This window comes from Streptomyces sp. NPDC058683 (genome assembly GCF_042716195.1).
Lineage (GTDB): Bacteria > Actinomycetota > Actinomycetes > Streptomycetales > Streptomycetaceae > Streptomyces.
Genome location: NZ_JBHXSK010000002.1, coordinates 1 through 20,424, shown reverse-complemented (window position 1 = coordinate 20,424; position 20,424 = coordinate 1). Strand labels below are relative to the sequence as shown.

The following is a 20,424-nucleotide window of genomic DNA, read 5'->3' as shown; positions in this document are numbered from 1 at the left end:
GTCGGTCCGTCATGCGGCCGGTGAGTCCGTGACCATGGCCTGGGCCGGCCAGTGTTCGTGCCAGCGCAGTTCGGCCTCCAGTTGGGCGGCGACGGACACGAGCAGCGGCTCACTGTCGGCCGGGCCCAGCAACTGCGCACCCACCGGCAGTCCGTCGCCCACGAACCCGGCGGGCACATTGACCCCCGGCCAGCCGAGCACGTTCCACGGCCAGGCGTAGGGGCAGGCGGCGATCATCGCCCGGTCGGTGGCGAACTGACCCAGCTCCAGCATCGCGCCGACGCGGGGCGGGGGAGCGGCGGTGGTCGGCGCGAGGATCGCGTCGTACGACGCGAAGAAGCCGCCGATCCTGTGCCGCAGGGCGCTCTCCGCCCGCCGGGCGGCCCGCAGCGGGGCCCCGCCGAGCAGCCGGCCCAGGCGGGCCGCCTCCAGGGTGCGCCGGTCGAGCAGGCCGGGCGCCGGTACCTCGCGGACGCGTTCGGCGATCCCGACCGTGGCGCGGGGAATGAAGGTGAGCCCGATCTGGCCGTAGGGCGGGTCGGCCTCCACGACGGTATGGCCCAACGCGGCGAGTCTCTCGGCGAGTTCGAGGATCCGGGCGCGTACGTCCGGCTGGAGGCGGGCGGGCAGCGCGGTGAACGGCGGCTTCAGGGAGAGCGCGATACGCAGCCGCCCGGGGTCGCGGCCGACCGCGTCGGAGACCGCCAACTCCCTCGGCCGGTGCGGATCCTTGGGGTGATTGCCGCTCGCCGCGTCCAGCAGCAGGGCGGCGTCGGCGACCGTGCGGGCCAGGGTGCCGTTGACGGTGATGCCCTGGAAGGACTCGCCGCGCGGCCAGGTGGAGATACGGCCGCGCTGGGGTTTGATGCCGACGAGGTGGGTCCAGGAAGCGGGGATGCGCACGGATCCGGCGCCGTCCGAGCCGAGCGCGGCCGGGACGAGCCCCGCCGCGACGGCCGCCGCCGACCCGCCCGAGGACCCGCCGGGGGTGTGCTGCGGCTGCCACGGATTACGGGTGGCACCGAAGGCCGGCCCCTCGGTGAACGGCCACTGCCCCAGCTCACAGGTGTTGGTCTTGCCGATGATCACTGCCCCGGCCGCGCGCAGCCGTCGTACCGCTTCGCCGTCCTCCGCGGCCGACGGGAAGTCGCCCCGGCAGCCGAAGGCGGTCGGCTCGCCGGCCACGTCCGTGTCGTCCTTCACCGCGACCGGCACCCCGAGCAGCGGACGGCGTACCCCGTCGGCCAGCTCCCGGTCGGCGGCGTCGGCTTCGGCGAGCGCGGCGGCAGTGCGGACGATCCGGAAGGCGTTGAGGGAACCCTGGGTGGCCTCGATCCGCGCGAGACACTCCTCGACCAGCTGACGAGACGTCACTTCACCGGCAGCCAGGGCGCGTACGGACTCGGCAAGGCCCGGTGAACGGTCGTACGGCATGGGAACCCACCTCCGGAAGCATGATGCTTACCGGAGGGTAACGTCGAGTGGGGCCACGCAGTACAGATTTCGCACAGCCGCCACCCAGTCGTGCCCCAGTCCTGTTCAAGTCATTGACGTGAACCTGCTGTCCCTCCTACTTTCTGCTCGCATTCTCGAACTGTGTTCGAAATGACGGACGCCGGGGTGTGCCCGCGTCCGCGACAAGCCCAGGGAGAGCCGCCCGTGACCACACGTCCCCCCACCCCGTCCCGCCGCACCCTGCTCCGCGCGCTGACCGCCCTGCCCGCGTCGGCCCTGGTCCTGGGCGAACTGCCCGGACTGCTCGGCACGGCCGAGGCCGCCGCGCCCGCGAGCGGCTACGCCACCCGCTACACGATCGTCCCGTTCCTCAACAGCGACGACGGCACGGTGAACGTCTACCAGTCCGACGACGCGGCCGACTTCCGCCTCCTGCAGTCCTCGGCCTACACCCCGCCGAGCAATCGCATCCGCGACGCCAGCATCTTCAAGCACACGAACGGCTACTACTACCTCACCTACACGACCCACACCTGGCAGGACGTCAGCACCACCATCGGCTTCGCCCGCAGCTCCGACCGGGTCAACTGGACGTTCCTGTACGACTACACGGTCCCGATCACCGGCCTGTCCCGTGCCTGGGCGCCGGAGTGGTTCGTGGACAGCGACGGCAGCGTCAACGTCATCGTCTCCTGCTCCACGACGGACGACGAGTGGATCTTCACCCCGTACGTCCTGACGGCCACCAACTCGGCCCTCACGACGTGGACTTCACCCGTCGCCCTTTCCGGCATCGGCTCGAACCACATCGACACGTACATCGTGAAGGTGGGCTCCACCTACCACGCGTTCACGAAGAACGAGACGGCGAAGTACATCGAGTACGGCACGGCCGCCGCCCTCAAGGGTCCCTACACGATCTCCAGGACCGGCGACTGGGCGGGCTGGGGCAGTTACCGCGAGGGCCCGTCCGTGATCCAGCTCGACAACGGCGGCTGGCGGATCTTCTTCGACGGCTACGGCGACGGCACCTACTACTACAGCGACAGCTACGACACGTTCGCGACCTGGAGCACGCCCACCGCCCTGCCCACGCTCTCCGGCACGGCCCGCCACTTCACGGTGATCAAGGAGACGGTGTCGGGCGGCACATCGGTGCCGAAGAACGTGACCCGCTCCTTCCAGTCCGTCAACTACACGACGAGGTACTGGGAGGAGCAGTCCGCCCTCCTCAACCTCCCGGTCGTGACCAGCTCCAGCGCCACCGCCGACAAGCAGGCGGCCACCTTCACGGTCGTCGCGGGCCTGGCGGACTCCAACGGCTACTCGTTCCGTGACGCGGCGGGCAACTACCTGCGCCACTACGACTTCCGAGGCCGGTTCGACGCCAACGACGGCACGTCGACGTTCGCGAAGGACGCCACGTTCATCGCCCGCACGGGCACGACCAGCGGCTCGGTGCGCTTCGAGTCGTACAACTACCCCGGTTACTACCTGCGCCACTACAACTACCAACTCCGCGCATCCCTCGCGGACGGCACGGACCTGTTCCGCCAGGACAGTTCCTTCGTCCCGGTGACATCCTGGGCCTGACCTGCACTGCTGCTGACCTGGGCAGACGTTTTGGCGGTTCGTCAGCAGTTCCTGCGAGTTCCCTCGAATTCCCGCGGAAATGTGCACCAGTTGTGCACTGGGCGCGGGGTGGGGGAGGGGCGAGTGACCAGGCGAGAAGGGCCCGGCGAGCACCAGAATGCTCGCCGGGTCCTCGACGTCGAGGTGTGGGTGCGACCCCTGTGCGCGCTGGTTGTGGCAGGAGTTGCGGCTTATGCGTCATATATTTCACCAGCGGTCGTTCGCTGTGCAGGGCGGGGCGGACCGGGTGAGTGCGTCGTTGTGGCCGTTGTCGGTGGACGGGCTGTTGCCCCGGCGCGGGCTCGCTGAGGACCGGGATCAGGCAGAGGGTGACTGCGACCGAAGCGCGTAGGCAGGCCGAGGCTGGTCGAGGTCGGGCCCGGGAAACGGCCCAGGCGCTAGTGCGCGGGTGGCTTGCTTGGTGGCTTCCAGCCGTGGGTGAGGATGTCGAAGATCGCGTCGACGGCGGTCCGGCGGTCCTGCCGGCCGCGAGCGAGCATCGGGATCTCGAGTACGAATCGGGCAAGCGCCACGCATGTGAGGTTGTCGTGGTCAACGCCGAATTCGTCAGCGATGGCCGCGCTGAGGCTGTCGGTGTACCGGGTCCACATGCGTTCGGCGTAGGCGCGCAGCACCGGCGTGGAGTTCACCAGGTTGGTGAACTCGGCCGCCTGGGGATGTGCCTCGATCGACGGCCAGGTGTCCTGGACGTGCTGGCGAAGGGCATCGAGGATGCTCTGGCCGGAGGGGCGCTGCCGCACCGCGGCGGTCAACTGTGCCTCTCGGTCTGCGTCCTGGTCGAAGACCAGCGCTTCCTTGCCGCTGAAGTGCTTGAACACCGTCGCGGTCGACACGTCGGCGGCGTCGGCGATGTCGCGGATGCTCACCTGGTCGTAGCCGTGCTCCAGGAAGAGGTGCAGTGCGGCGTCGGCGATCGCCTGCCGGGTGGCCGCCTTCTTGCGGTCGCGGCGGCCGGCGGGGGGCATGGTCATGGCTGGAGCGTACCCGATAGTCGAATCAGTCGCTAAGTAGAGTCGTTGCACTTTTCTACTCGCTCTGATTTTATGAGCGTTGCGAGCACTGAGTGGTGCCTCCTTGTCGGCCTGGTCATCGTCTGCACCGCGCCGACTTGTTCATCTGAGAGGCCCCTCTGTGCGGCACATCCGGTGCCGAGGCCGACGGCGCCCGGCCTGCTCGCCTCTCTTCGCCGACCGAAAGGGACGACCATGAACTCCCCAGAACCCGCCCGGGCCCGCATCAGCATCATCGGTGCCGGTCCCGGCGGACTGACCTGCGCCCGCATCCTTCAGCAGCGCGGTATAGCGGTCACCGTCTACGACCGGGACGGGGGCCCGGATGCGCGCAACCAGGGCGGCACCCTCGACCTGCACGCCGACAACGGCCAGATCGCCCTGCGCGAAGCCGGTCTGCTCGACGAGTTCTTCAGGCTCGCCCGCCCCGAAGGGCAGGAAATGCGCCAGATGGACCCGACCGGCATGATCACGTCCCATGAAATCCCGGCGGCCCACGAACTCTTCAAGCCGGAAATCGACCGTGGCCAGCTGCGTGACCTGTTGCTCGATTCCCTGCAACCGGGAACCGTGCACTGGGGCCGCGCCCTCGACACGATCAGTGGACCCGTCGGCGGGCCGCGGCACCTGCACTTCACCGACGGCACGACCATCCAGACCGATCTGGTCATCGGCGCCGACGGTGCCTCCTCCCGGGTACGCCGGGCCGTGTCCACCGCCGTCCCCGAGTACACCGGGGTGAGCTTCCTGGAAGCGTGGTTCTCGGACGTCGAGAGCCGGCACCCGGAACTGGCCGAGCTGGTCGGCCAGGGCAGCGCCCACGCGGCCGACGGCGAGCGCGCCCTGTTCGCCCAGCGCAACAGCGGAAACCACATCCGCGTCTACATCGTCCGACGAGTCCCGGTCGACTGGATCAGCAGGAGCGGCCTGCCAGTCGAGGACACCGACGGCATCCGCGCCCTGCTCCTGGGCGAGTACGCCCACTGGTCGCCCCGCATGCGCCGGATGATCACCGACAACGACGGCCCCTACGTCGACCGCCCGATCTTCGCCCTCCCGGTCCCGCATGCCTGGGAACACAACCCGACGGTGACCCTGCTCGGAGATGCCGCCCACCTCATGCCCCCGCTCGGCGTCGGCGTCAACCTCGCCATGCTCGACGCCGGCGAAATCGCCCTCGCTCTCGCGAACGCCGCCACGGTCGCCGACGCGATCCGCACCTACGAGAAGACCATGCTCCCCCGCTCCACCGAGACGGCCAAGGCCCTCGAAGGCGGCGCCGAACACCTGCTGTGCGCCGACGGACCCGACTTCGGCAGCAACAACGACGCCCAGCACTGAAGTGTCACGGTGCCGGTCGGCGCCCTGGCCTCGTTCTCGTGTCCTGACTCCTCTGCAGGAAATCCGTCACAGCCGGCTCGGTGAAAAATGGGCGCCGGTACTCAGAAGAGCACCGGCGCGCACGGCATGACGCCTCTCACCTACCGGGCGGCGGCAGTGCCGTCAGGCCCAGGCGAGGGCGTCCTCGACGGGCACGCGGGGCAGCCGCGGGAACCACGGGTCGGCTCCGGGGTGACCGATGTTGACCACCAGTTGCGAGCGCCAGCTGGTACCGGCGAAGAACTCCTCGTCCACGCCGGCCTTGTCGAAGCCCGCCATGGGACCGGCCGCCAGCCCTGCCGCGCGGACGGCGGGCAGGAAGACCCGGTCTGCAGTGCCGAGTTGTAGGCGGCAAGGCTCTCGCGTCTGTCGATCTGGTCGGCGAACGCCGCTCGCAGCATCTCGCCGCGGGCCGGGAGGACGGTCGGCATCTGCTCGTGGAAGTCGACGTCGTACGCCAGGATTGCGACGGCCGGCACGCTGAGCGTCTTGGCCACCTCTTGGAACTCGGTTCCGTGAGCGAGGCCGAATAGTGCTACGGCGGTGGCGGCAGCCGGGGTTGCTGCCCTTACGGCTGGTGACACGGCCAGACCGAGGGTCAGTACGGCCGGCGCATCGTGAATTCGGTGTCCGGGACGGTGTGTCCGCTGAACCCTGTGATGGTCCGGCACCCCATGGCGGTGACGCGTCTTGGTACGGCGCGAGGGATCGCGGTGCGGCCCCTCGCGCCGTACGTCGTTGTGGCTGTTTCGGGCGGTCGGCTGGTGGCTACGCGGTCGACCTCGCCATGTCGCGACCTGTACCGCTGTCCTGCGTCTCCCCGGCGACCGTGTCGGTCTTGCCTGCACGGCGGAGCAGGAGGCTGACGGCGACGGCGGCCAGGACAGCGGCTCCGGCGCCGCTGATGAGGGCGAGCTGCATTCCGGAGGCGAAGGCGTCGCGAGCCTTCTCGACCAGTGCCGGGTCGCCCGTGGCGCGGCCCACGTGGTTGGCCGCGGCAAGGGAGGAGCGAGCCGCGTCCGCGACGGGAGCGGGGAGTCCCCCGAGGTCGAGCTTGTCGCGGTACTCAGCACTCAGGACGCTGCCGAGAACTGCGATACCCAGGGCGCCGCCGAGTTCGCGCGACAGGTCGTTCACGGCGGAGCCCACGTTCTGCAGGCGAGTCGGCAGCCCATCGGTGATGGCCGCGGTGGCCGGCGTCATGGCCAGGCCCATGCCCGCACCGAGCGGAAAGAGCCCGCCCACGAGCAGCCAGTACGAGCTGCCGGCGTCGACCTGGGCAAGCACGAGCAGGCCGGTGGCGACCAGGAGGAGGCCCACGGTCCAGGGGCCGCGGGCACCTCGCCGGGCAATCAGACGCGGGCTCAGGCGGGCGCTGGGAATCATCCCCGCGGGCATCGGCAGCACGCTCACGGCAGCGATCAGAGCACTGTCACCGCGCACCAGCTGGAGGTACTGCATGACGACGAAGATGAATCCGAAGAACGCGAAGAACTGGAGCGTGATCGACAGCGACCCGGCAGCGAACGGCTTGTGGCGGAACAGCCGCGGGTCCAGGAGAGGGCGCGGGTGCCTCAGCTCCCAGGCAACGAACCCGACCAGCACGACAAGCCCCGCACCGATGCCCACCAGGGTGCGGACACTGCCCCACCCGTGCTCCGGCGCCTGGATGACCGAGTAGACCAGCACACCCAGTCCCGCCACGGTGAGAGCCGCCCCGACCACGTCGACGCGCTGCTTACCCGGCTCCGCGGACTCCGGCACGAAGAGATAGGTGCCGATGAGAGCCACCCCTGCCATGCATATGTTCAGCCAGAACACCGACCGCCACGACCACACCTCGAGCACCGCGCCGGAGGCGAGCAGTCCCAGCACCGCGCTGGCACCCGCGACCGCCGCCCAGATACTGACGGCACGCGCCTGCTGAGCCCGGGGAAACGTGCTGGTGATCGTCGACAGTGTGGCAGGCATGACGAACGCGGCCGCTATGCCCAGGACCGCGCGAAGAGCGATCAGGACGTCCGGATCGGTTGCGAAGGTCGCAGCCAGCGAGACTCCCGCGAACAGTCCCAGCCCGCCCAGCAGCGCCTTGCGACGGCCGAAGCGGTCGCCGAGCGTTGCCGCGAGCAGCAGGAAAGAGGCGAAGATCAGGCTGTACGCATCGATGATCCAGGACAACTGGGTCTGGTCGGCGTGCGTCTCGCGGGCGAGATCGGGCAAGGCCACGTTCAGGGATGCCATCGCCGATACGACGGTCGCCAGTGCCAGGCAGGTCACGGCCAGAACGGCACCGTGGCGCACCGCGCGCACCGGTCCGCCCACCCGGTCCGGAGTGTTGAGGCCGTTCATGAGGGAATCTCCTTTTGAATGAAACCGGTGGATGGGCGGTGCGCTCCGGCCTGTCCGAGGCCGGCTCCCGGCGACTGCCCGTGAGCGCGAGCCGCCTGTTCTTGTCCTGCGGTACTCGTTGCGCTTGCTGGAGTGGTCATGTGGTCAGCACGTCCTTGAGGCTGCGGCGCGGGCTGAGACCCGGCGTGCGCTCGGGGTGGCCGATGCGGAAGGACAGCAGGCCGGTCGGGGCCGGGCGGCCGAGTACGGCGGCCCAGCGTGCGGAGAAGACATCGAGGCTGCCTGCCGCGCGGTCGCGGTCGATGCGTTCGGTGATCTGGTTCATGTGGTGCAGGCCGAGACCGAGGGAGGTCGCGGTCAGGTGCATCCGGGCCAGCAGCCGGCCGCCGCTCACCTGGGCCATGCGGTTGGTGACGTCGTCGACGGTGATGACGCCGTACGCGGCGGCGGTCGCGGTGTGCACCTCGCGGGTGGCCTTGACCCAGAAGGCGTCACCGTCCTTGCGGGACTGCGCCGGCAGGAGCTTCGCCGCGAACAGGGTCAGGCCGCCGAGTCCCTGACCGTCGAGGGTGAGCCCGTCGCGGTGCCTGTCGATGGTGCTGCGGGCGCTGCGGAACCAGCTGAAGGCTTCGGTCGACTGGGCGGTGTCCGCCGTGATCGCCTCGGTGGCCTCGACGTAGAGCCGGCCCAGCTGCTCACGTGCCGCCTTGTCGGTGATCCACAGCACGCTGGCTCCGTCGATGCGGGAACTCTGCTCGGTGAAGCCACCGAGGTCGACGGGCGTGGACTTGTACGGGCCCCGGTTGGTGTGCCGGTGCGGGATCGCGGCGGCAAGGTCGCGGTCCTGCCCGGTGCCGCCGTCCCTCAGCGCGATCCGTGCGACGTGGTCCGAGGCGATGCCGTCCGGGAACAGCGTGACGTGCGCGGTGAAGCCGGCTGGTCCGGCGGCGATCACCATGTTCTCGACGGCGCAGCCGAGCCCGGCGAAGTGTTCGCGGGCACTGGCGTCGTTGAGCGGCATCCGCCGACGGGCGTCGGAGTAGACGTGGATGGTGTCGCCGTTGACGGCGATTCGCCAGGCTTGTGTGTTGTGCGGGTTGCACGCGAGGACGCCGGCGGCGACCACCCGGTCGATGCCGGACAACGTGGTCCAGTCGTGCCAGAGACCGTACGGGTCGCCGGATCCCGCGCTGAAAGCGCCGTTGGTCGCGGCCCGGACCCCGCCGACGCCCACGCCGGCGGCGGCTATGGTGCCGAGGCCGAGGCCGACGAGCTTCATCGCGGATCGGCGGCTCACGACCGGCTCTTCCGGTGTCTCGGTGGCTGCGGCCGAGGACTCTGGTGTCTGCGTGCCGGGCATGACGGGGTCGCCTTTCGCAACGGGGATCGATGGGGGGATTCAGCGGTAGTTGAGCTCGGCGAGCTCGGTGGCGAGCTTCTTGGGCATGCCCGTGTGGCCCAGCAGGGGCAGTGCGAAGTTGCGGGCCCCGCGGACCGCGGGGTTGCGGGTGGTGGCCACCCGGGTCATCCGGTCGGTGAAGGCGACCACCCGCTGGGCGACGGGGCGACGCTGTGCCTCGTAGCCGTCGAGCTGCCCGGTGGCGAACGCCCGGCCGAGTGTGTAGCCGTCCTGGATGCCGGTGTTCATCCCCTGGCCGCCGGCTGGGCTGTGCACGTGTGCGGCGTCGCCGGCCAGCAGCAGGCGGCCGGCGCGGTAGTGGTCGGCGACCCGGTGGTGCACTCGGAACCGTGACGACCAGGCCAAGCCGGTGACCTCGGCCTGGCCGGGGGCGCGCTCGTCGAGCAACTGCTGGACGAACGCGAGATCGGGTGTGGCGGGGGCGTCGCCGACGGTGGCGACGACCCGGTAGTGGCCGCCGGGCAGCGGGGCGACGACGGTGAGCCCCGCGGTGCCGAAGGTGAGGGAGACTTCGGTGCGGCCAGGCGTCCAGTCCATCAGGACGTCGGCGAGCACGAAGGACTCGGCGTAGGCGTTGCCGGTGAAACCGATGCCCGCCGCCTCGCGCACGATGCTGTGCATACCGTCGGCGCCGACGGCGTACCCGGCGCGCAGCGTCTGACCGGTTGCCATGGTGAGGGTCACGCCGTCCTCGTCCTGGACGGCCGATGCGACCTCGTAGGGGCGGTGCATATCACCGCCGAGCGCGCGCAGCCGGTCCAGCAGCACGCTCTCGGTCTCGTACTGGGGAACCATCAGCGTGTACGGGTGGGGCGTGGGCAGCTTGTCGAACGGCACGGTCAGCAGCCGGCGGGAGCCGTCGCGGACGGCGAACCGGGTCACCTGAACGCCTCGGGCGATCAGCTGGTCCGAAGCCCCCAGCTCGTCCAGGACTTCCAGGGTGCGGGCGTGTACGACGGCGGCACGCGAGGTGTTCGCCCCCTCGGCCAGCCGGTCCAGGACGACAAAGTCGATACCCGCGGAAGCGAGCGTGACGGCAAGCGCGAGACCGGTCGGGCCGGCGCCGACGATGGCGACCTCGGTGTGGGCGGGGAGTGCGGTGGTGTTCATGGCGGAGTCTTCCGTTCAGATCCAGGGGAAAGTCAACGGACGTTTGCCAACACTTGTTGGCCAACGCTCGTTGACATGATGCTCCGGGCTCCACTGGAAAGTCAACATGTGTTGGCCTACAGTCGTTGGCATGACGCAAGACGCCGAGATCACCAGCAAGGACAAACGTTCCGACCGCAGCAAGGCCGCGATCCTGCGCGCCGCGCGGGAGCGATTCGCCGCTCAGGGCTACGAACGCACCACGATCCGCGCCGTGGCCTCCGACGCCGGCATCGACCCTTCGATGGTCATGCGCTACTTCGGCAACAAGGCCCAGCTCTTCGACGCGACACTCGCCATCGATCTGCGGCTGCCAGACCTCACGGGCGTTCCGGCGGACGAGGTGGCACAGGCTGTGGTGCGGCACTTCCTCAAACGCTGGGAGGGCGACCCGGCCGACGACGCGCTGCTGGTCCTGCTGCGCTCGGCGGTCACCAACGAGCAGGCCGCTGCGCGGATGCACGAGATCTTCGCGGCCCAGGTCGCCCCAGCCCTGGCCACCGCCCTGGGCCCGGAACACGCCGTACGCCGGGCCGGCCTGGTCTCCGCCCAGCTCCTCGGCCTCGGACTCACCCGCTACCTGCTGCGCCTCCCGGCAGTGACCGCCCTGACAGCGGACGAGATCGAAGACGGCCTCGCACCGGCCATCCAGGCCGTCCTCGACCCACGCTAGTGCTCTGACCACGTAGGTTCGCCGGGCTGGCGGTTGGAGCGGTTGGACGGGTGGTGACGTTCGTCCCGACCGCTGGAGGTGTGGCGGCCGAGCCTGTGCGGGTGCGCAGACTGACCGATCAGGAAGGGCAGAAACTGCAGCAGATCGTGCGCCGAGGAAGGACCAGTTCGGTGCGCTATCGCCGGGCGATGATGCTGCTCGCGTCCGCCGGCGGAAACCGCGTTCCGGCAGTCGCCCAGCTGGTCCAGACCGACGAGGACACGGTGCGGGAGGTGATCCACCGGTTCAACGAGATCGGTCTGGCCTGCCTGGACCCTCGATGGGCGGGAGGCCGTCCCCGCCTGCTCACCCCTGACGCCGAGGACTTCGTCGTCCAAACGGCCACCATGAGCCCCACCAGGCTCGGCCAGCCCTTTACCCGCTGGTCGATCCGCAAACTCGCCGCCTGCCTGCGCCGCGCGCATGGACGCGTCATCCGCATCGGCCGGGAAGCCTTACGGTGCCTGCTCCTGCGCCGCGGCATCACCTTCCAGCGCACCAAGACCTGGAAGGAGTCACCCGACCCCGAGCGCGACGCCAAGCTCGACCGGATCGAGCAGGTGCTGGAACGCTTCCCGGACCGGGTCTTCGCCTCCGACGAATTCGGGCCGCTCGGGATCCGGCCCACCGCCGGCTCCTGCTGGGCGAAGCAGGGCAAGCCCAACCGCCTGCCGGCCACCTACCACCGCACCCACGGCGTGACCTACTTCCGCGGCTGCTACTCCGTCGGCGGCGACACCCTGTGGGGCGTCAACCGCCGCCGCAAAGGCACCGCCAACAGCCTCGCCGCCTTGAAGCCGATCCGCGCCGCCCGACCCGACGGAGCCCCCATCTACATCATCTTGGACAACCTCTCCGCCCACACCGGCGCGGACACCCGCCGCTGGGCGAAGAAGCACAAGGCCGAACTCTGCTTCACCCCGACCTCCGCCTCCTGGGCCAACCCGATCGAGGCGCACTTCGGCCCGCTGCGGCAGTTCACCCTGGCCCACTCAAACCACCGCAGCCGTCCCCCGGGCAGACCCAGGCCCTGCATCGCTACCTACGCTGGCGCAACGCAAACGCCCGCCACCCCGACGTACTCGCCGCCCAGCGCAAGGAACGCGCTCGCATCCGCAGCGAGAAGGGCATCCGCTGGGGCGGACGACCCATCGACTGCGCTGCCTGATTGTTCAATTCGCCGACGCTGACGGACCACGCATCGGCTCCGATTGCAGCAGCGGGACTCGCCTCGTGAGCGCGGCAGCCGGAAGCAGATTGTCCGGCTCGATGCCAGGGTCCGCCGTGACCACGACGCCGGCTGTTTGAGCGTCGAAGCCGGTCGGCCAGATCGTAAGGTCGCTCGCCAGCGCGCCTTCCAGCCTCGCCTCTCGCAGGTCAGTGTCGGTGAGGTCGCAGCCCCGGAGGTCGGCCAACCGCAGGTCCGCACCCGCGAACACGGCGCCCTGGGCACGAGCCTTGCGCAGGTTCGCCTCCCGCAGGTCCGCACCGGAGAAGTCCGCCGACCTCAAGTCGGCTCTGACCAAGCGTGCGCCGCGCAGATCGGCTCGCAGACAGCGGACCTGGTAGAGAATGGAAGTGCCGAGTTCGGCATGCCGCAGGTTGGCGGCGATCAGTGACGCCTTGCTCAGGTTGACCTGGTAGATGCTCGCCGCTTCCAGGCAGGCACCGTCGAAGTTGACTCCGTGCAGCCACAATCCGTCACAGTCGGCTCGCCGCAGGTCGGTCAGGCTGACGTTGAGCCACTCCGGACGGCGTTCCTGGTACAGGACCCCGAGGCAGGTCAGCGCCGTCTGAGCGTCCGCGGCGCGGGTCTCCAACGGGGGCACCGAGTCGATGGACACGTCCGCCGCCGGAACTGCGGGTTCCTGAGGCGGCCAGGGAAGGTGTGTCCGCAGATACGCCGCCATGATGGAGACGACCGCCTCGCGGTCGCGGTCGGAGTGATCCGCAATCCGCCACAGTGCGTAGATGCCCCCGATCCGCACGTCAAGCTTGTCACTGCCGAGCTGATCCACGGCCCGGCTGAAGCGATCGGTGATGTTCCCCTCTCGGGTTGCGTTCAGCCCGTCCTGGCTGACGCGCACCTGCCGCCATGTGGCATAGGCGCCGAACAGAACGACCGCACCGCCGACCGCCTGCAGAAGCGTGGTGCGCACGTTGTTCACCGCGCTCACCCGGTCCGCCGCAGCAAGATGGCCACCTGCGAGGTCGTGGTCGACTATCAGCCCCGGAAGAACCAGGAGCACGAAGCCTAGTAACACGATCACGGCCAGTGCGGCCAGCGCCACAGCAACGGCACGAATCAGGCGCCACCGGCCACGAACAGATCCCCCCATAGCCAGAGGATCCTAGAACAAGGCCGAACCCGGCGAACCTATGCGGTCACAGCACCAGCCGTGGAACAGGGACCGGAGAAGGCCCGTAACAGGGCATCCCGGCGACCGCGCGGCTGCGCCGCGAGATGCCGGCTCATGTTGGTCAGGCGACATTGCTCTGCCGGCTGACTCCGTGATGGGGGATCGCCCTATCCGGGAAAGAGATCCTGAGTACGGTCGGTGCCGGAGATCCCGCCGCAGACGCCCAAGGGGGAGCGGTGGCACCGCGTATCGGCCTTTACTTTCCGTACGTTCATATCCGGGACGCCGCGTGGGTCAAGGCCACCGCGCTGTACTGGCCGGCGCTGGCGCGCGTCGCCGCGGCCGAGTATCCGGTCCACGACTCCGACACCGTCCGTGCTCTCGCGGACGGGCTCGACTTCATCCAGCAGCTGCCTCCGGGCCCTGCAGCCGAAGCGGTCGCCCCACACTTCATCAACGTCATCCGCGAGCACCACGCCGAGCTGCACCGCTACTTTGGCGTGTCCCCCGAGGACATCGACGAAAGCGACCCGAGCGATCCGGAGTGGCGAGCGGTGAACCGGTACGCTCTCCCGGGGGAGATCTGGCGGCCGCGTGACGAGCGGACGTCCCTGGTCGAAGCGCACTGGGATGAGTTCGCTCCTGCCCTGCGCCAGGTGCTGCTCGATTCTCAGCTGGGCCTGAACACCCGCCGCCCCACCCTCCTGTCCGGCGACGAGGAGTACGACTGGATGTCGGTAGACCCGAAGCTCGCCTGGGTCTACAAGTTGGCGCTGACGGAAGAGCTGGCCCGGCAGCACGGGCTGACGCCGATCACCGACAACCCCGCCTCCCAGCAGCAGATGCAGGACTGGGATGAGGCGCGGATCTTCGCTGAACTCTTCGATCACCACCCGCACGACTGGCGCCCAGTATCTGTGGTCGGCATGCTGACCGCACAGCTCCCGCTGCCCGAGGGCATCGCGGACGTACCCGTCGACGACATCATCAAGCTGCGCACCGACTACCGACCCGAGTTCGACCGCTTCGTCGACGCCCTCGACGCGGCCGCCGCCGAGCTGACCAGCTCCCTCCTGGAAGAACAGGATCCGCAGATCGTCGCCCTCCACGTGGCGCATATCCGCCGGACGCACTTCGAGCAGCCACTCAACGACCTCAAGGCCGCGATCAAAGGGCTCAAGCTCGGCACGGGACTCGGGTTGATGAACCTGCAGACGCAACTGCCCGCCTTGGGAGCCATCGGCGGCGCGGCAGCGCACTGGCCGGCCGTCACCGCCACATCGATCGGCTTCGGCCTGGTCGGGCTCCACCACGTCACGGCTAAAGAACGCGACCGCATCCGGTCCGACTCGCCCGTCACCTACCTGCTGCAGGCCGAGAAGGTGTCCGACCCGCCCTCCTTCATCAACCGATGGACGATCGCAGGCGCCCGCGGTCTCGGCATCAACATCTAGGTCGCGTATCGAGCCGTGATCAAACTGTCTGCTGCACAAGCCGGTGGCGACCGCCTGCGGCGACTCGCGTGAGATCATCCGTCCATGAGCAGCGACCTGGAAGTGAGTGCTCTGGCGATCAATGTCACGATCCCGCAGGCGCTCCGCTGGACGGACACTCGACGCGGTGAAGCGTTCACGCTGACCACACTCAACGTCCGGCTTCTCCCGGACGGTCACCTCGCCGTAAAGGCCTATGGCCGCCCAGTCGGTGGTGGTCGGGGGGCGTACGTCTCGTTCCCCGTTCCAGACAGACCCGAACTGGCAGCCCTGGTCGCCGAAGCTGCCAGCCGTGCCGGGGGGTTGTGGGCCGCGCATCGCGGTCTCGGCTGAACCCAGTTCGACTCGATGGCGGATGGTGGCAGTCCCAGATTTCGCCCTCCCGGCGCGCCCGGGGAGAATAGATCTTCTTGCGTGACGCGAGTGCAACTGACTGACGGTGAGTGGGAGTTCATCGGACCGTACCTGCCTATCGGCGAGTACGGTCCGTACCCCGAGCGGCTGCGGCAGCAGTTCGAGGGCGTGATGTGGCGGTTCAAGACCGGCGGACAGTGGCGGGAGATGCCGCAGGAGTTCGGCGCCTGGTCGACCGTGCACAACCGTTTTCGGCAGTGGCGTGACGCGGGCGTTTTCGAGGCCTTGTTGGAGGGCGCCATCGCCGAAGCCGCGAAGCGGGGCGAGGTGGACCTGTCGCTGGTCAGCATCGATTCCACCACCGCGCGCGCTCACCACGACGCCGCCGGGACGCACCTCAGCGAGGACATCCTTGCCGCGTTGGAGAAAGGCGCGGTTGAGGAAGAGAAAGCCAGGTCAAAGGGGGCAGCCTTGAGGGACAGACCGGGCGGGGCGTCGAAGCAGATCCCAAGCGCGAGGAGCAGCGACGCATCCGGCGTCGCCGCAAGCTCCGGCTGAAGGCCGCCCTCCTGGGGCGCTCGCGGGATGGGCTGACCAGCAAGGTCCACCTCGCCACCGACCGCAAGTGCCGCCCCCTGGTGATCGTCCTGACTGCGGGGCAGGCCGCGGACGGCCCGCAGTTCATCGCTGTGCTCAACAAGATCCGGGTCCGTGGGCCCGTCGGCCGTCCCCGCACCCGCCCTGACGCGGTCGCCGGGGACAAAGCCCACTCGTCCCGTGGCAACCGGGCCCACCTGCGTAATTGGGGCATCAAAGCAGTGATCCCAGAGAAGAAGGATCAGACCGCGAACCGGAAGAAGAGGGGCTCCAGGGGCGGTCGGCTCATCGGCCACGACGCCGACCTCTACAAGGAGAGGAACACCGTCGAGCGCCTGATCAACAAGCTCAAGGCCTGGCGAGGCATAGCCACCCGCTACGACAAGACCCCGGACGGCTACCTCGCCGGCCTCCACCTGCGCGCCTCCATGATCTGGATCAAAGTCCTCATCCGGACCACCTATTGATCACGACTCGACACACGCCCTAGTCCGCTCCCGCGACTACTTGTGGCGCCAGGTCTGATGCACGACTTAGCACTTCCGTCTGCCACAGCGCCTGTGCTTCGCCGCTGTCCCGCGGCACCGTGCGGCTGACGGCAGCGGCGACGCATCGATAAAGCTTCGCGCCCTTCGGGTCAGCAACCGCCAGCAGCGCCACCAGCAGCGGCTCGTCGTCCGCTGCGTCGCCTTCGACGCGCGCCAGAACCTGGAAGCGTTCGTCTCCATGCAGGACGGGCAGGGCGGAGCTGAGCTGCCGCTGCAACTTATCCCACGACGTCGTGGTCCGCTCTCGCGCCGCCTTCTTCAACGCTCCCCGTACAGCGCCAGCCGCACTGTCGATGGCTGCGTCCGACAGCTGCGGACGCGCCGCCAGCGGCAGCCTTCTCGCCGGCTCTGGATCGTCGCGACGGCCGCGGCGCAGCTTACGGCGTGACCTCACCGTGCCGGTCACCGCCGGCGTGGCGGCCGGGCGGTTCGCCGAGCAGGCACTGGTGTGGCCACTCGCCGTAGGTCTGCTGAGTCAGGCGGTCGCGCCGTGCAGCAGGATCGCTGTGATGAAGTCCGGTGCCTGGCGGGCGCCCATGTGGCCCTCGAGGGTCAGCTCCCAGGCGGTCTCGGCCAGACCGCAGAACGTCGAGGCCAGCCAGGTGGCCGGCATGTCGCCCCGCAGCAGCCCGGAGTTCTGGCTGCGCTCGACGAGCGCGGTGGTCCGCTCGAAGATCGCCGAGGCCCGCTCGCTGGCCTCGGGCACGCCGAGGACCTCGGGCTCGACGTAGACGAAGTTCCACAGCTGGGCGAACGGCGTGTACTCGGCGACCACTGCGACCAGCACCTGCTGCATGGGCGCGGTGTCGGCTTCGGCCTGGGTCAGAACCCGGTCGCAGTCGTCCAGGATCTTCTCCGCCATCGCCTGGACCAGCACCTGGCGGGTGGGGAACAAGCGGAGCAGGGTGGCCCGGCTGATCCCTGCTCGGGCGGCGATGACCTGCATCGACGCCCCCCGGTCCTTGGCGAGGACCGCCGTTGCCGACTCCAGTACCTCCGCTGCGGGGGTACGCATGTACGCCATCCTCCATTGCCTCTTTTGAAGCATCGATGCCTCAATGTATCCTCTGTTGCGTCAGCGGCATTGTACTGAAAGGGGTGCCTCTGCTGTCCCGCAGCTTGACCAGCCATGCGGTCACCACACTCCTGTGCCGTCTCTTCGCCGTGCGCTACCGCGCATGCGAGGCGGGACTTCACGGCCTCCAGCAGGGCGGACAGAGCCCCGCCCAAGGCGGCCGCGCCCCGTGCGCCAACGACGCCGCGCAGGCGCGGCGGCGCTGACACATGCCCGTTCCAGCAACGCTTCAACAGCCCGGTCAGCGGCATATGACCGCCCGTACGCGGTTCGACAGCGTCCGTGCAGCGGGCAGTGCGGACCGGGCACCAGTCCATACCGGCCTTGACGCGATTCGTGACAAGAGCGGCGCCGCCGCTTGAGGCCTGGTCGGCTTCTTTCCCCTCGGACAGCCCACCGCGGACGGCGGGGTGTTCCTCGCAATGCTTGTAGCAGCCAGATCACAGATAGGCGTACCCATGACCGTGCACCGTCGACGCTTCCTACAGAGCGCGAGCCTTGGCGCCGCAATCACCTCTCTGGCCGCGTGCAGGGTCAACCCGACCGGCTCGGGTTCCACGTCGACCTCGTCCGATCGGGACAAGGTGATCGTCGTCGGTGCCGGGATCAGCGGTCTGGCCGCGGCCCGCTACCTCACCGACCACGGTCTGGACGTAGTGGTCCTGGAGGCGCGCGACCGTATCGGCGGCCGCATCTGGACCAGCGAGAAATGGGTCGGCCTCCCGCTCGACCTCGGCGCCTCCTGGATCCACGGCATCGACAACAACCCGATCGCCGCATTGGCCGCGAAGGCCAAGGCACGGACGGTAGTGACCGACCCCGACAGCTCCACCAACTACCTTCCCGACGGGACCGAGGTCGACGACGCCCAGGCGAAGGTGCTCGAAGGATGGCAGACGAAAACGGAGGACGCCCTCGCTGCGTACCAGGACAACGCAGACAAGGACGCCTCGGTACGCAGCGTCGTGGAACGCGCCCTCAACTGGTCCTCGCTGTCCGACAATGACAAGACCCTGGCCTCTTTCGGGCTCAACGACTACGAGCACGAGTACTCGGGCAGCGTGAACCAGATGTCGGCCCTGTACTTCGACAGCGGCGCGGACATCAAGGGCAAGGACGTGCTCTTCCCTGGCGGCTACCACCAGATCACCGATCTGCTCGCACGAGGGCTGCCCATCCGCACCGGGCACGTGGTCAAGCACATCGACTGGGACTCCAGCGGCGTGACAGTCACCACCGACAAGGACACCTTCGATGGCGACCATGTGGTGGTGACGCTGCCGCTCGGCGTGCTGCAGGGCGGCGCGGTCACGTTCGGACCCGGCCTGCCCTCGAACAAGCGCACCGCCATCGCCAAGCTCGGCATGGGCGTGCTCAACAAGTGCTACCTGCGCTTCCCCACAGTGTTCTGGCCGAACACCGACTGGATGACCTACATCCCGGAGCTGGACAAGTACGGCCAGTGGGAACAGTGGATCAACATCACCCGCCCCACCGGAAAGCCGGTACTGCTCGGCTTCAACGCCGCCGACTTCGGCCGCACGATCGAAGGCTGGAGCGACACCCAGATCGTCGACAGCGCCATGGGAACGCTGAAAACCATCTTCGGCAGCGACATCCCCGCCCCCGTCGACTACCAGATCACCCGCTGGGCGTCCGACCCGTACGCGCGAGGCTCGTACTCGTACAACAAGATCGGCTCCACGCCGGCCATGCGCGACCATCTCGCCGCGAGCGTCGACAAGTATGTGCACTTCGCCGGCGAGGCGACGCACCGCGCCTCCTACCAGACCGTCCACGGCGCCTACCTCTCGGGAATTCGCGCCGCCAAGGAAATCACGGACTGAGAGGTCCTAACGGAATGACCTGCCGAGTTTCTGGTTGCTAGTGTCCGACAGTGACCTTGACGGACCTCAGCCATGGTTTTCGTGACGATGATCAGCGGCGACGCGTCCAGGCGGTCATCCATGATCGCCTTGCAGACGACCGCGAGCCGCAGGAGTGCCGCTATCTCATGCGGTTCTGGTGGCAGCTGTGCATGCCGTACCAACAGGTATCGATGGAGCAGCTCAGCTTGAACGTCCGCGAGCCGAAGCTGGCCGTGCTCGAAAGGTTGATCAGCGCCATCAGGGCGTCCCATGACGAGATCGATGTATGGGTTGCCACCACGCAGGAAGCCTTCTCGGTGATTCAAGACCGTGGCTTCCGGTCCGCCGCGGAGAGCAACGGCTAACGCAGCAGGCCGAGTTGCCGGTGGGTGATGAGGCAACAGGCGAGCCTGAGGAACGCTTCGTGGATATCGGCTCGCCGTTCCCAGCGGATGCGTAGACGCCGGAAGCCGTGAAGCCAGGCGATAGTGCACTCGACTGATGCTTGGAGCCGGACCGTGTCGCCTGCGCCCTGGTAGCCCTTGTCCGCCCAGTAGCTGATGCCGGCTTGGGTGAGAAGGTCGATGATGCCGTGCTCGCGTGTGGCCCGGATGTCGTGGACGGTGCCGGCCAGGGCCGGTGAAGCACACAGGGCCCGAGCAGCCCATCACTCGGCTGTCCGGTGGAAACCAGCAGGAGGTGCTTTTCTCCCGGGCCGCAGTGCAGCAGCCCCGACCACTGCTGCTTGACGAACCCGCCAAGGGCGTCGACATCGGGGCGGAGGCCGAGATCCAGGTGCTGATCCGTGCGATGGCTGAGGACGGAAAGGTCGCGGTCATCGTCGTATTCACGGAGGAAGCGGAACTGATCGGGCTCGCGGACGCGGTGTGCCTCTTCAAGGACGGCTCGTGTGACGGCACCAAGTACCCACAGGGCACCGTCACTCCGGGAGACCTGCGGCAACGGGTCTGGCCCAGCAGCCAAGCGGCCCCGTGAGCACG

At 68.6% G+C, this 20,424-nt stretch carries 17 protein-coding genes and 4 pseudogenes; 10 read left to right on the top strand and 11 right to left on the bottom strand.

Annotated elements, in window-relative coordinates:
• Window positions 1-9: 9 nt before the first annotated feature.
• Window positions 10-1,434 (bottom strand): amidase, encoded by a 1,425-nt coding sequence (locus tag ACFWXC_RS02230; RefSeq protein WP_384471640.1) that lies wholly within the window; start codon window positions 1,432-1,434, stop codon window positions 10-12.
• Between the two features lie 225 nt (window positions 1,435-1,659).
• Here ACFWXC_RS02230 and ACFWXC_RS02225 point away from each other — a divergent pair, with 225 nt between their 5' ends.
• Window positions 1,660-3,048, top strand: coding sequence for a glycoside hydrolase family 43 protein (locus ACFWXC_RS02225; protein WP_384471637.1), 1,389 nt, complete (start codon window positions 1,660-1,662; stop codon window positions 3,046-3,048).
• A gap of 437 nt (window positions 3,049-3,485) precedes the next feature.
• Here the strand turns inward: ACFWXC_RS02225 and ACFWXC_RS02220 are convergent, their stop codons facing one another.
• Entirely contained in the window at window positions 3,486-4,079 is a 594-nt protein-coding gene (locus tag ACFWXC_RS02220) for a TetR/AcrR family transcriptional regulator (RefSeq protein ID WP_384471634.1), read from the bottom strand.
• A gap of 234 nt (window positions 4,080-4,313) precedes the next feature.
• Between ACFWXC_RS02220 and ACFWXC_RS02215 the strand changes: the two genes are divergently transcribed.
• The gene (locus ACFWXC_RS02215) at window positions 4,314-5,459 is read left to right on the top strand and encodes an FAD-dependent oxidoreductase (RefSeq protein ID WP_384471632.1); all 1,146 of its coding nucleotides are present in this window, start codon (window positions 4,314-4,316) and stop codon (window positions 5,457-5,459) included.
• A 162-nt stretch (window positions 5,460-5,621) separates the two neighbouring features.
• Here the strand turns inward: ACFWXC_RS02215 and ACFWXC_RS02210 are convergent, their stop codons facing one another.
• The 4 genes from ACFWXC_RS02210 to ACFWXC_RS02195 form a co-directional block, all read right to left on the bottom strand.
• On the bottom strand, window positions 5,622-5,777 hold the full coding sequence (locus tag ACFWXC_RS02210) for a hypothetical protein (protein ID WP_384471629.1): 156 nt from the start codon (window positions 5,775-5,777) through the stop codon (window positions 5,622-5,624).
• A gap of 489 nt (window positions 5,778-6,266) precedes the next feature.
• Window positions 6,267-7,808, bottom strand: coding sequence for an MFS transporter (locus ACFWXC_RS02205; RefSeq protein WP_384471626.1), 1,542 nt, complete (start codon window positions 7,806-7,808; stop codon window positions 6,267-6,269).
• Between the two features lie 175 nt (window positions 7,809-7,983).
• Window positions 7,984-9,144, bottom strand: coding sequence for an Acg family FMN-binding oxidoreductase (locus ACFWXC_RS02200; protein ID WP_384471623.1), 1,161 nt, complete (start codon window positions 9,142-9,144; stop codon window positions 7,984-7,986).
• Between the two features lie 102 nt (window positions 9,145-9,246).
• Window positions 9,247-10,377, bottom strand: coding sequence for an FAD-dependent oxidoreductase (locus ACFWXC_RS02195; protein ID WP_384471620.1), 1,131 nt, complete (start codon window positions 10,375-10,377; stop codon window positions 9,247-9,249).
• 130 nt (window positions 10,378-10,507) lie between these two features.
• Between ACFWXC_RS02195 and ACFWXC_RS02190 the strand changes: the two genes are divergently transcribed.
• Window positions 10,508-11,089: a TetR family transcriptional regulator gene (locus ACFWXC_RS02190; RefSeq protein ID WP_384471617.1), complete on the top strand. Its 582-nt coding sequence runs from the start codon at window positions 10,508-10,510 to the stop codon at window positions 11,087-11,089.
• 188 nt (window positions 11,090-11,277) lie between these two features.
• Window positions 11,278-12,296 (top strand): annotated as a pseudogene (locus ACFWXC_RS02185) (IS630 family transposase).
• A 4-nt stretch (window positions 12,297-12,300) separates the two neighbouring features.
• On the opposite strand, the gene ACFWXC_RS02180 reads toward ACFWXC_RS02185, so the two are convergent.
• Window positions 12,301-13,419: a pentapeptide repeat-containing protein gene (locus ACFWXC_RS02180; RefSeq protein ID WP_384471614.1), complete on the bottom strand. Its 1,119-nt coding sequence runs from the start codon at window positions 13,417-13,419 to the stop codon at window positions 12,301-12,303.
• 305 nt (window positions 13,420-13,724) lie between these two features.
• On the opposite strand from ACFWXC_RS02180, the gene ACFWXC_RS02175 reads away from it, so the two are divergent.
• From ACFWXC_RS02175 to ACFWXC_RS02165, 3 genes and pseudogenes are all read left to right on the top strand, one after another.
• Window positions 13,725-14,942 carry a DUF6236 family protein gene (locus tag ACFWXC_RS02175; protein ID WP_384471611.1) on the top strand — a complete coding sequence of 406 codons (1,218 nt, stop codon included), beginning with the start codon at window positions 13,725-13,727 and terminating at the stop codon, window positions 14,940-14,942.
• A gap of 84 nt (window positions 14,943-15,026) precedes the next feature.
• Window positions 15,027-15,314, top strand: a complete 288-nt coding sequence (locus ACFWXC_RS02170) for a hypothetical protein (protein ID WP_384471608.1) — start codon at window positions 15,027-15,029, stop codon at window positions 15,312-15,314.
• A gap of 81 nt (window positions 15,315-15,395) precedes the next feature.
• Window positions 15,396-16,399 (top strand): annotated as a pseudogene (locus tag ACFWXC_RS02165) (IS5 family transposase).
• Window positions 16,400-16,418: 19 nt separating this feature from the next.
• Here the strand turns inward: ACFWXC_RS02165 and ACFWXC_RS02160 are convergent.
• Both ACFWXC_RS02160 and ACFWXC_RS02155 read right to left on the bottom strand, forming a co-directional pair.
• Complete coding sequence (locus ACFWXC_RS02160; protein WP_384471605.1) at window positions 16,419-16,886, bottom strand: hypothetical protein; 468 nt, start codon at window positions 16,884-16,886, stop codon at window positions 16,419-16,421.
• 69 nt (window positions 16,887-16,955) lie between these two features.
• Window positions 16,956-17,495, bottom strand: a complete 540-nt coding sequence (locus ACFWXC_RS02155) for a TetR/AcrR family transcriptional regulator (RefSeq protein ID WP_384471603.1) — start codon at window positions 17,493-17,495, stop codon at window positions 16,956-16,958.
• A 518-nt stretch (window positions 17,496-18,013) separates the two neighbouring features.
• Between ACFWXC_RS02155 and ACFWXC_RS02150 the strand changes: the two genes are divergently transcribed.
• Both ACFWXC_RS02150 and ACFWXC_RS02145 read left to right on the top strand, forming a co-directional pair.
• Window positions 18,014-19,402: a flavin monoamine oxidase family protein gene (locus ACFWXC_RS02150; RefSeq protein WP_384471600.1), complete on the top strand. Its 1,389-nt coding sequence runs from the start codon at window positions 18,014-18,016 to the stop codon at window positions 19,400-19,402.
• Between the two features lie 50 nt (window positions 19,403-19,452).
• A complete protein-coding gene (locus ACFWXC_RS02145; RefSeq protein ID WP_384471597.1) occupies window positions 19,453-19,788 on the top strand; it encodes a hypothetical protein in 336 nt (111 codons plus the stop codon).
• Here the strand turns inward: ACFWXC_RS02145 and ACFWXC_RS02140 are convergent.
• Both ACFWXC_RS02140 and ACFWXC_RS02135 read right to left on the bottom strand, forming a co-directional pair.
• Window positions 19,785-19,922, bottom strand: a pseudogene (locus ACFWXC_RS02140) (IS5/IS1182 family transposase); the annotation flags it as partial. The gene ACFWXC_RS02145 and the pseudogene ACFWXC_RS02140 sit on opposite strands and share 4 nt — an antisense overlap.
• Window positions 19,923-19,931: 9 nt before the next feature.
• Window positions 19,932-20,081: pseudogene (locus tag ACFWXC_RS02135) on the bottom strand (IS5/IS1182 family transposase); the annotation flags it as partial.
• Here ACFWXC_RS02135 and ACFWXC_RS02130 point away from each other — a divergent pair.
• The gene (locus tag ACFWXC_RS02130) at window positions 20,024-20,419 is read left to right on the top strand and encodes an ATP-binding cassette domain-containing protein (protein ID WP_384471594.1); all 396 of its coding nucleotides are present in this window, start codon (window positions 20,024-20,026) and stop codon (window positions 20,417-20,419) included. The pseudogene ACFWXC_RS02135 and the gene ACFWXC_RS02130 sit on opposite strands and share 58 nt — an antisense overlap.
• The last annotated feature ends 5 nt before the right edge of the window (window positions 20,420-20,424 follow it).

Excerpts from the sequence above, each read along its gene's own strand:
- ACFWXC_RS02230 (WP_384471640.1), bottom strand. The coding sequence starts at position 1,434 with ATGCCGTACGACCGTTCACCGGGCCTTGCCGAGTCCGTACGCGCCCTG.
- ACFWXC_RS02220 (WP_384471634.1), bottom strand. The coding sequence starts at position 4,079 with ATGACCATGCCCCCCGCCGGCCGCCGCGACCGCAAGAAGGCGGCCACC.
- ACFWXC_RS02215 (WP_384471632.1), top strand. The coding sequence starts at position 4,314 with ATGAACTCCCCAGAACCCGCCCGGGCCCGCATCAGCATCATCGGTGCC.
- ACFWXC_RS02210 (WP_384471629.1), bottom strand. The coding sequence starts at position 5,777 with ATGGCGGGCTTCGACAAGGCCGGCGTGGACGAGGAGTTCTTCGCCGGT.
- ACFWXC_RS02195 (WP_384471620.1), bottom strand. The coding sequence starts at position 10,377 with ATGAACACCACCGCACTCCCCGCCCACACCGAGGTCGCCATCGTCGGC.
- ACFWXC_RS02190 (WP_384471617.1), top strand. The coding sequence starts at position 10,508 with ATGACGCAAGACGCCGAGATCACCAGCAAGGACAAACGTTCCGACCGC.
- ACFWXC_RS02170 (WP_384471608.1), top strand. The coding sequence starts at position 15,027 with ATGAGCAGCGACCTGGAAGTGAGTGCTCTGGCGATCAATGTCACGATC.
- ACFWXC_RS02155 (WP_384471603.1), bottom strand. The coding sequence starts at position 17,495 with ATGCGTACCCCCGCAGCGGAGGTACTGGAGTCGGCAACGGCGGTCCTC.
- ACFWXC_RS02150 (WP_384471600.1), top strand. The coding sequence starts at position 18,014 with ATGACCGTGCACCGTCGACGCTTCCTACAGAGCGCGAGCCTTGGCGCC.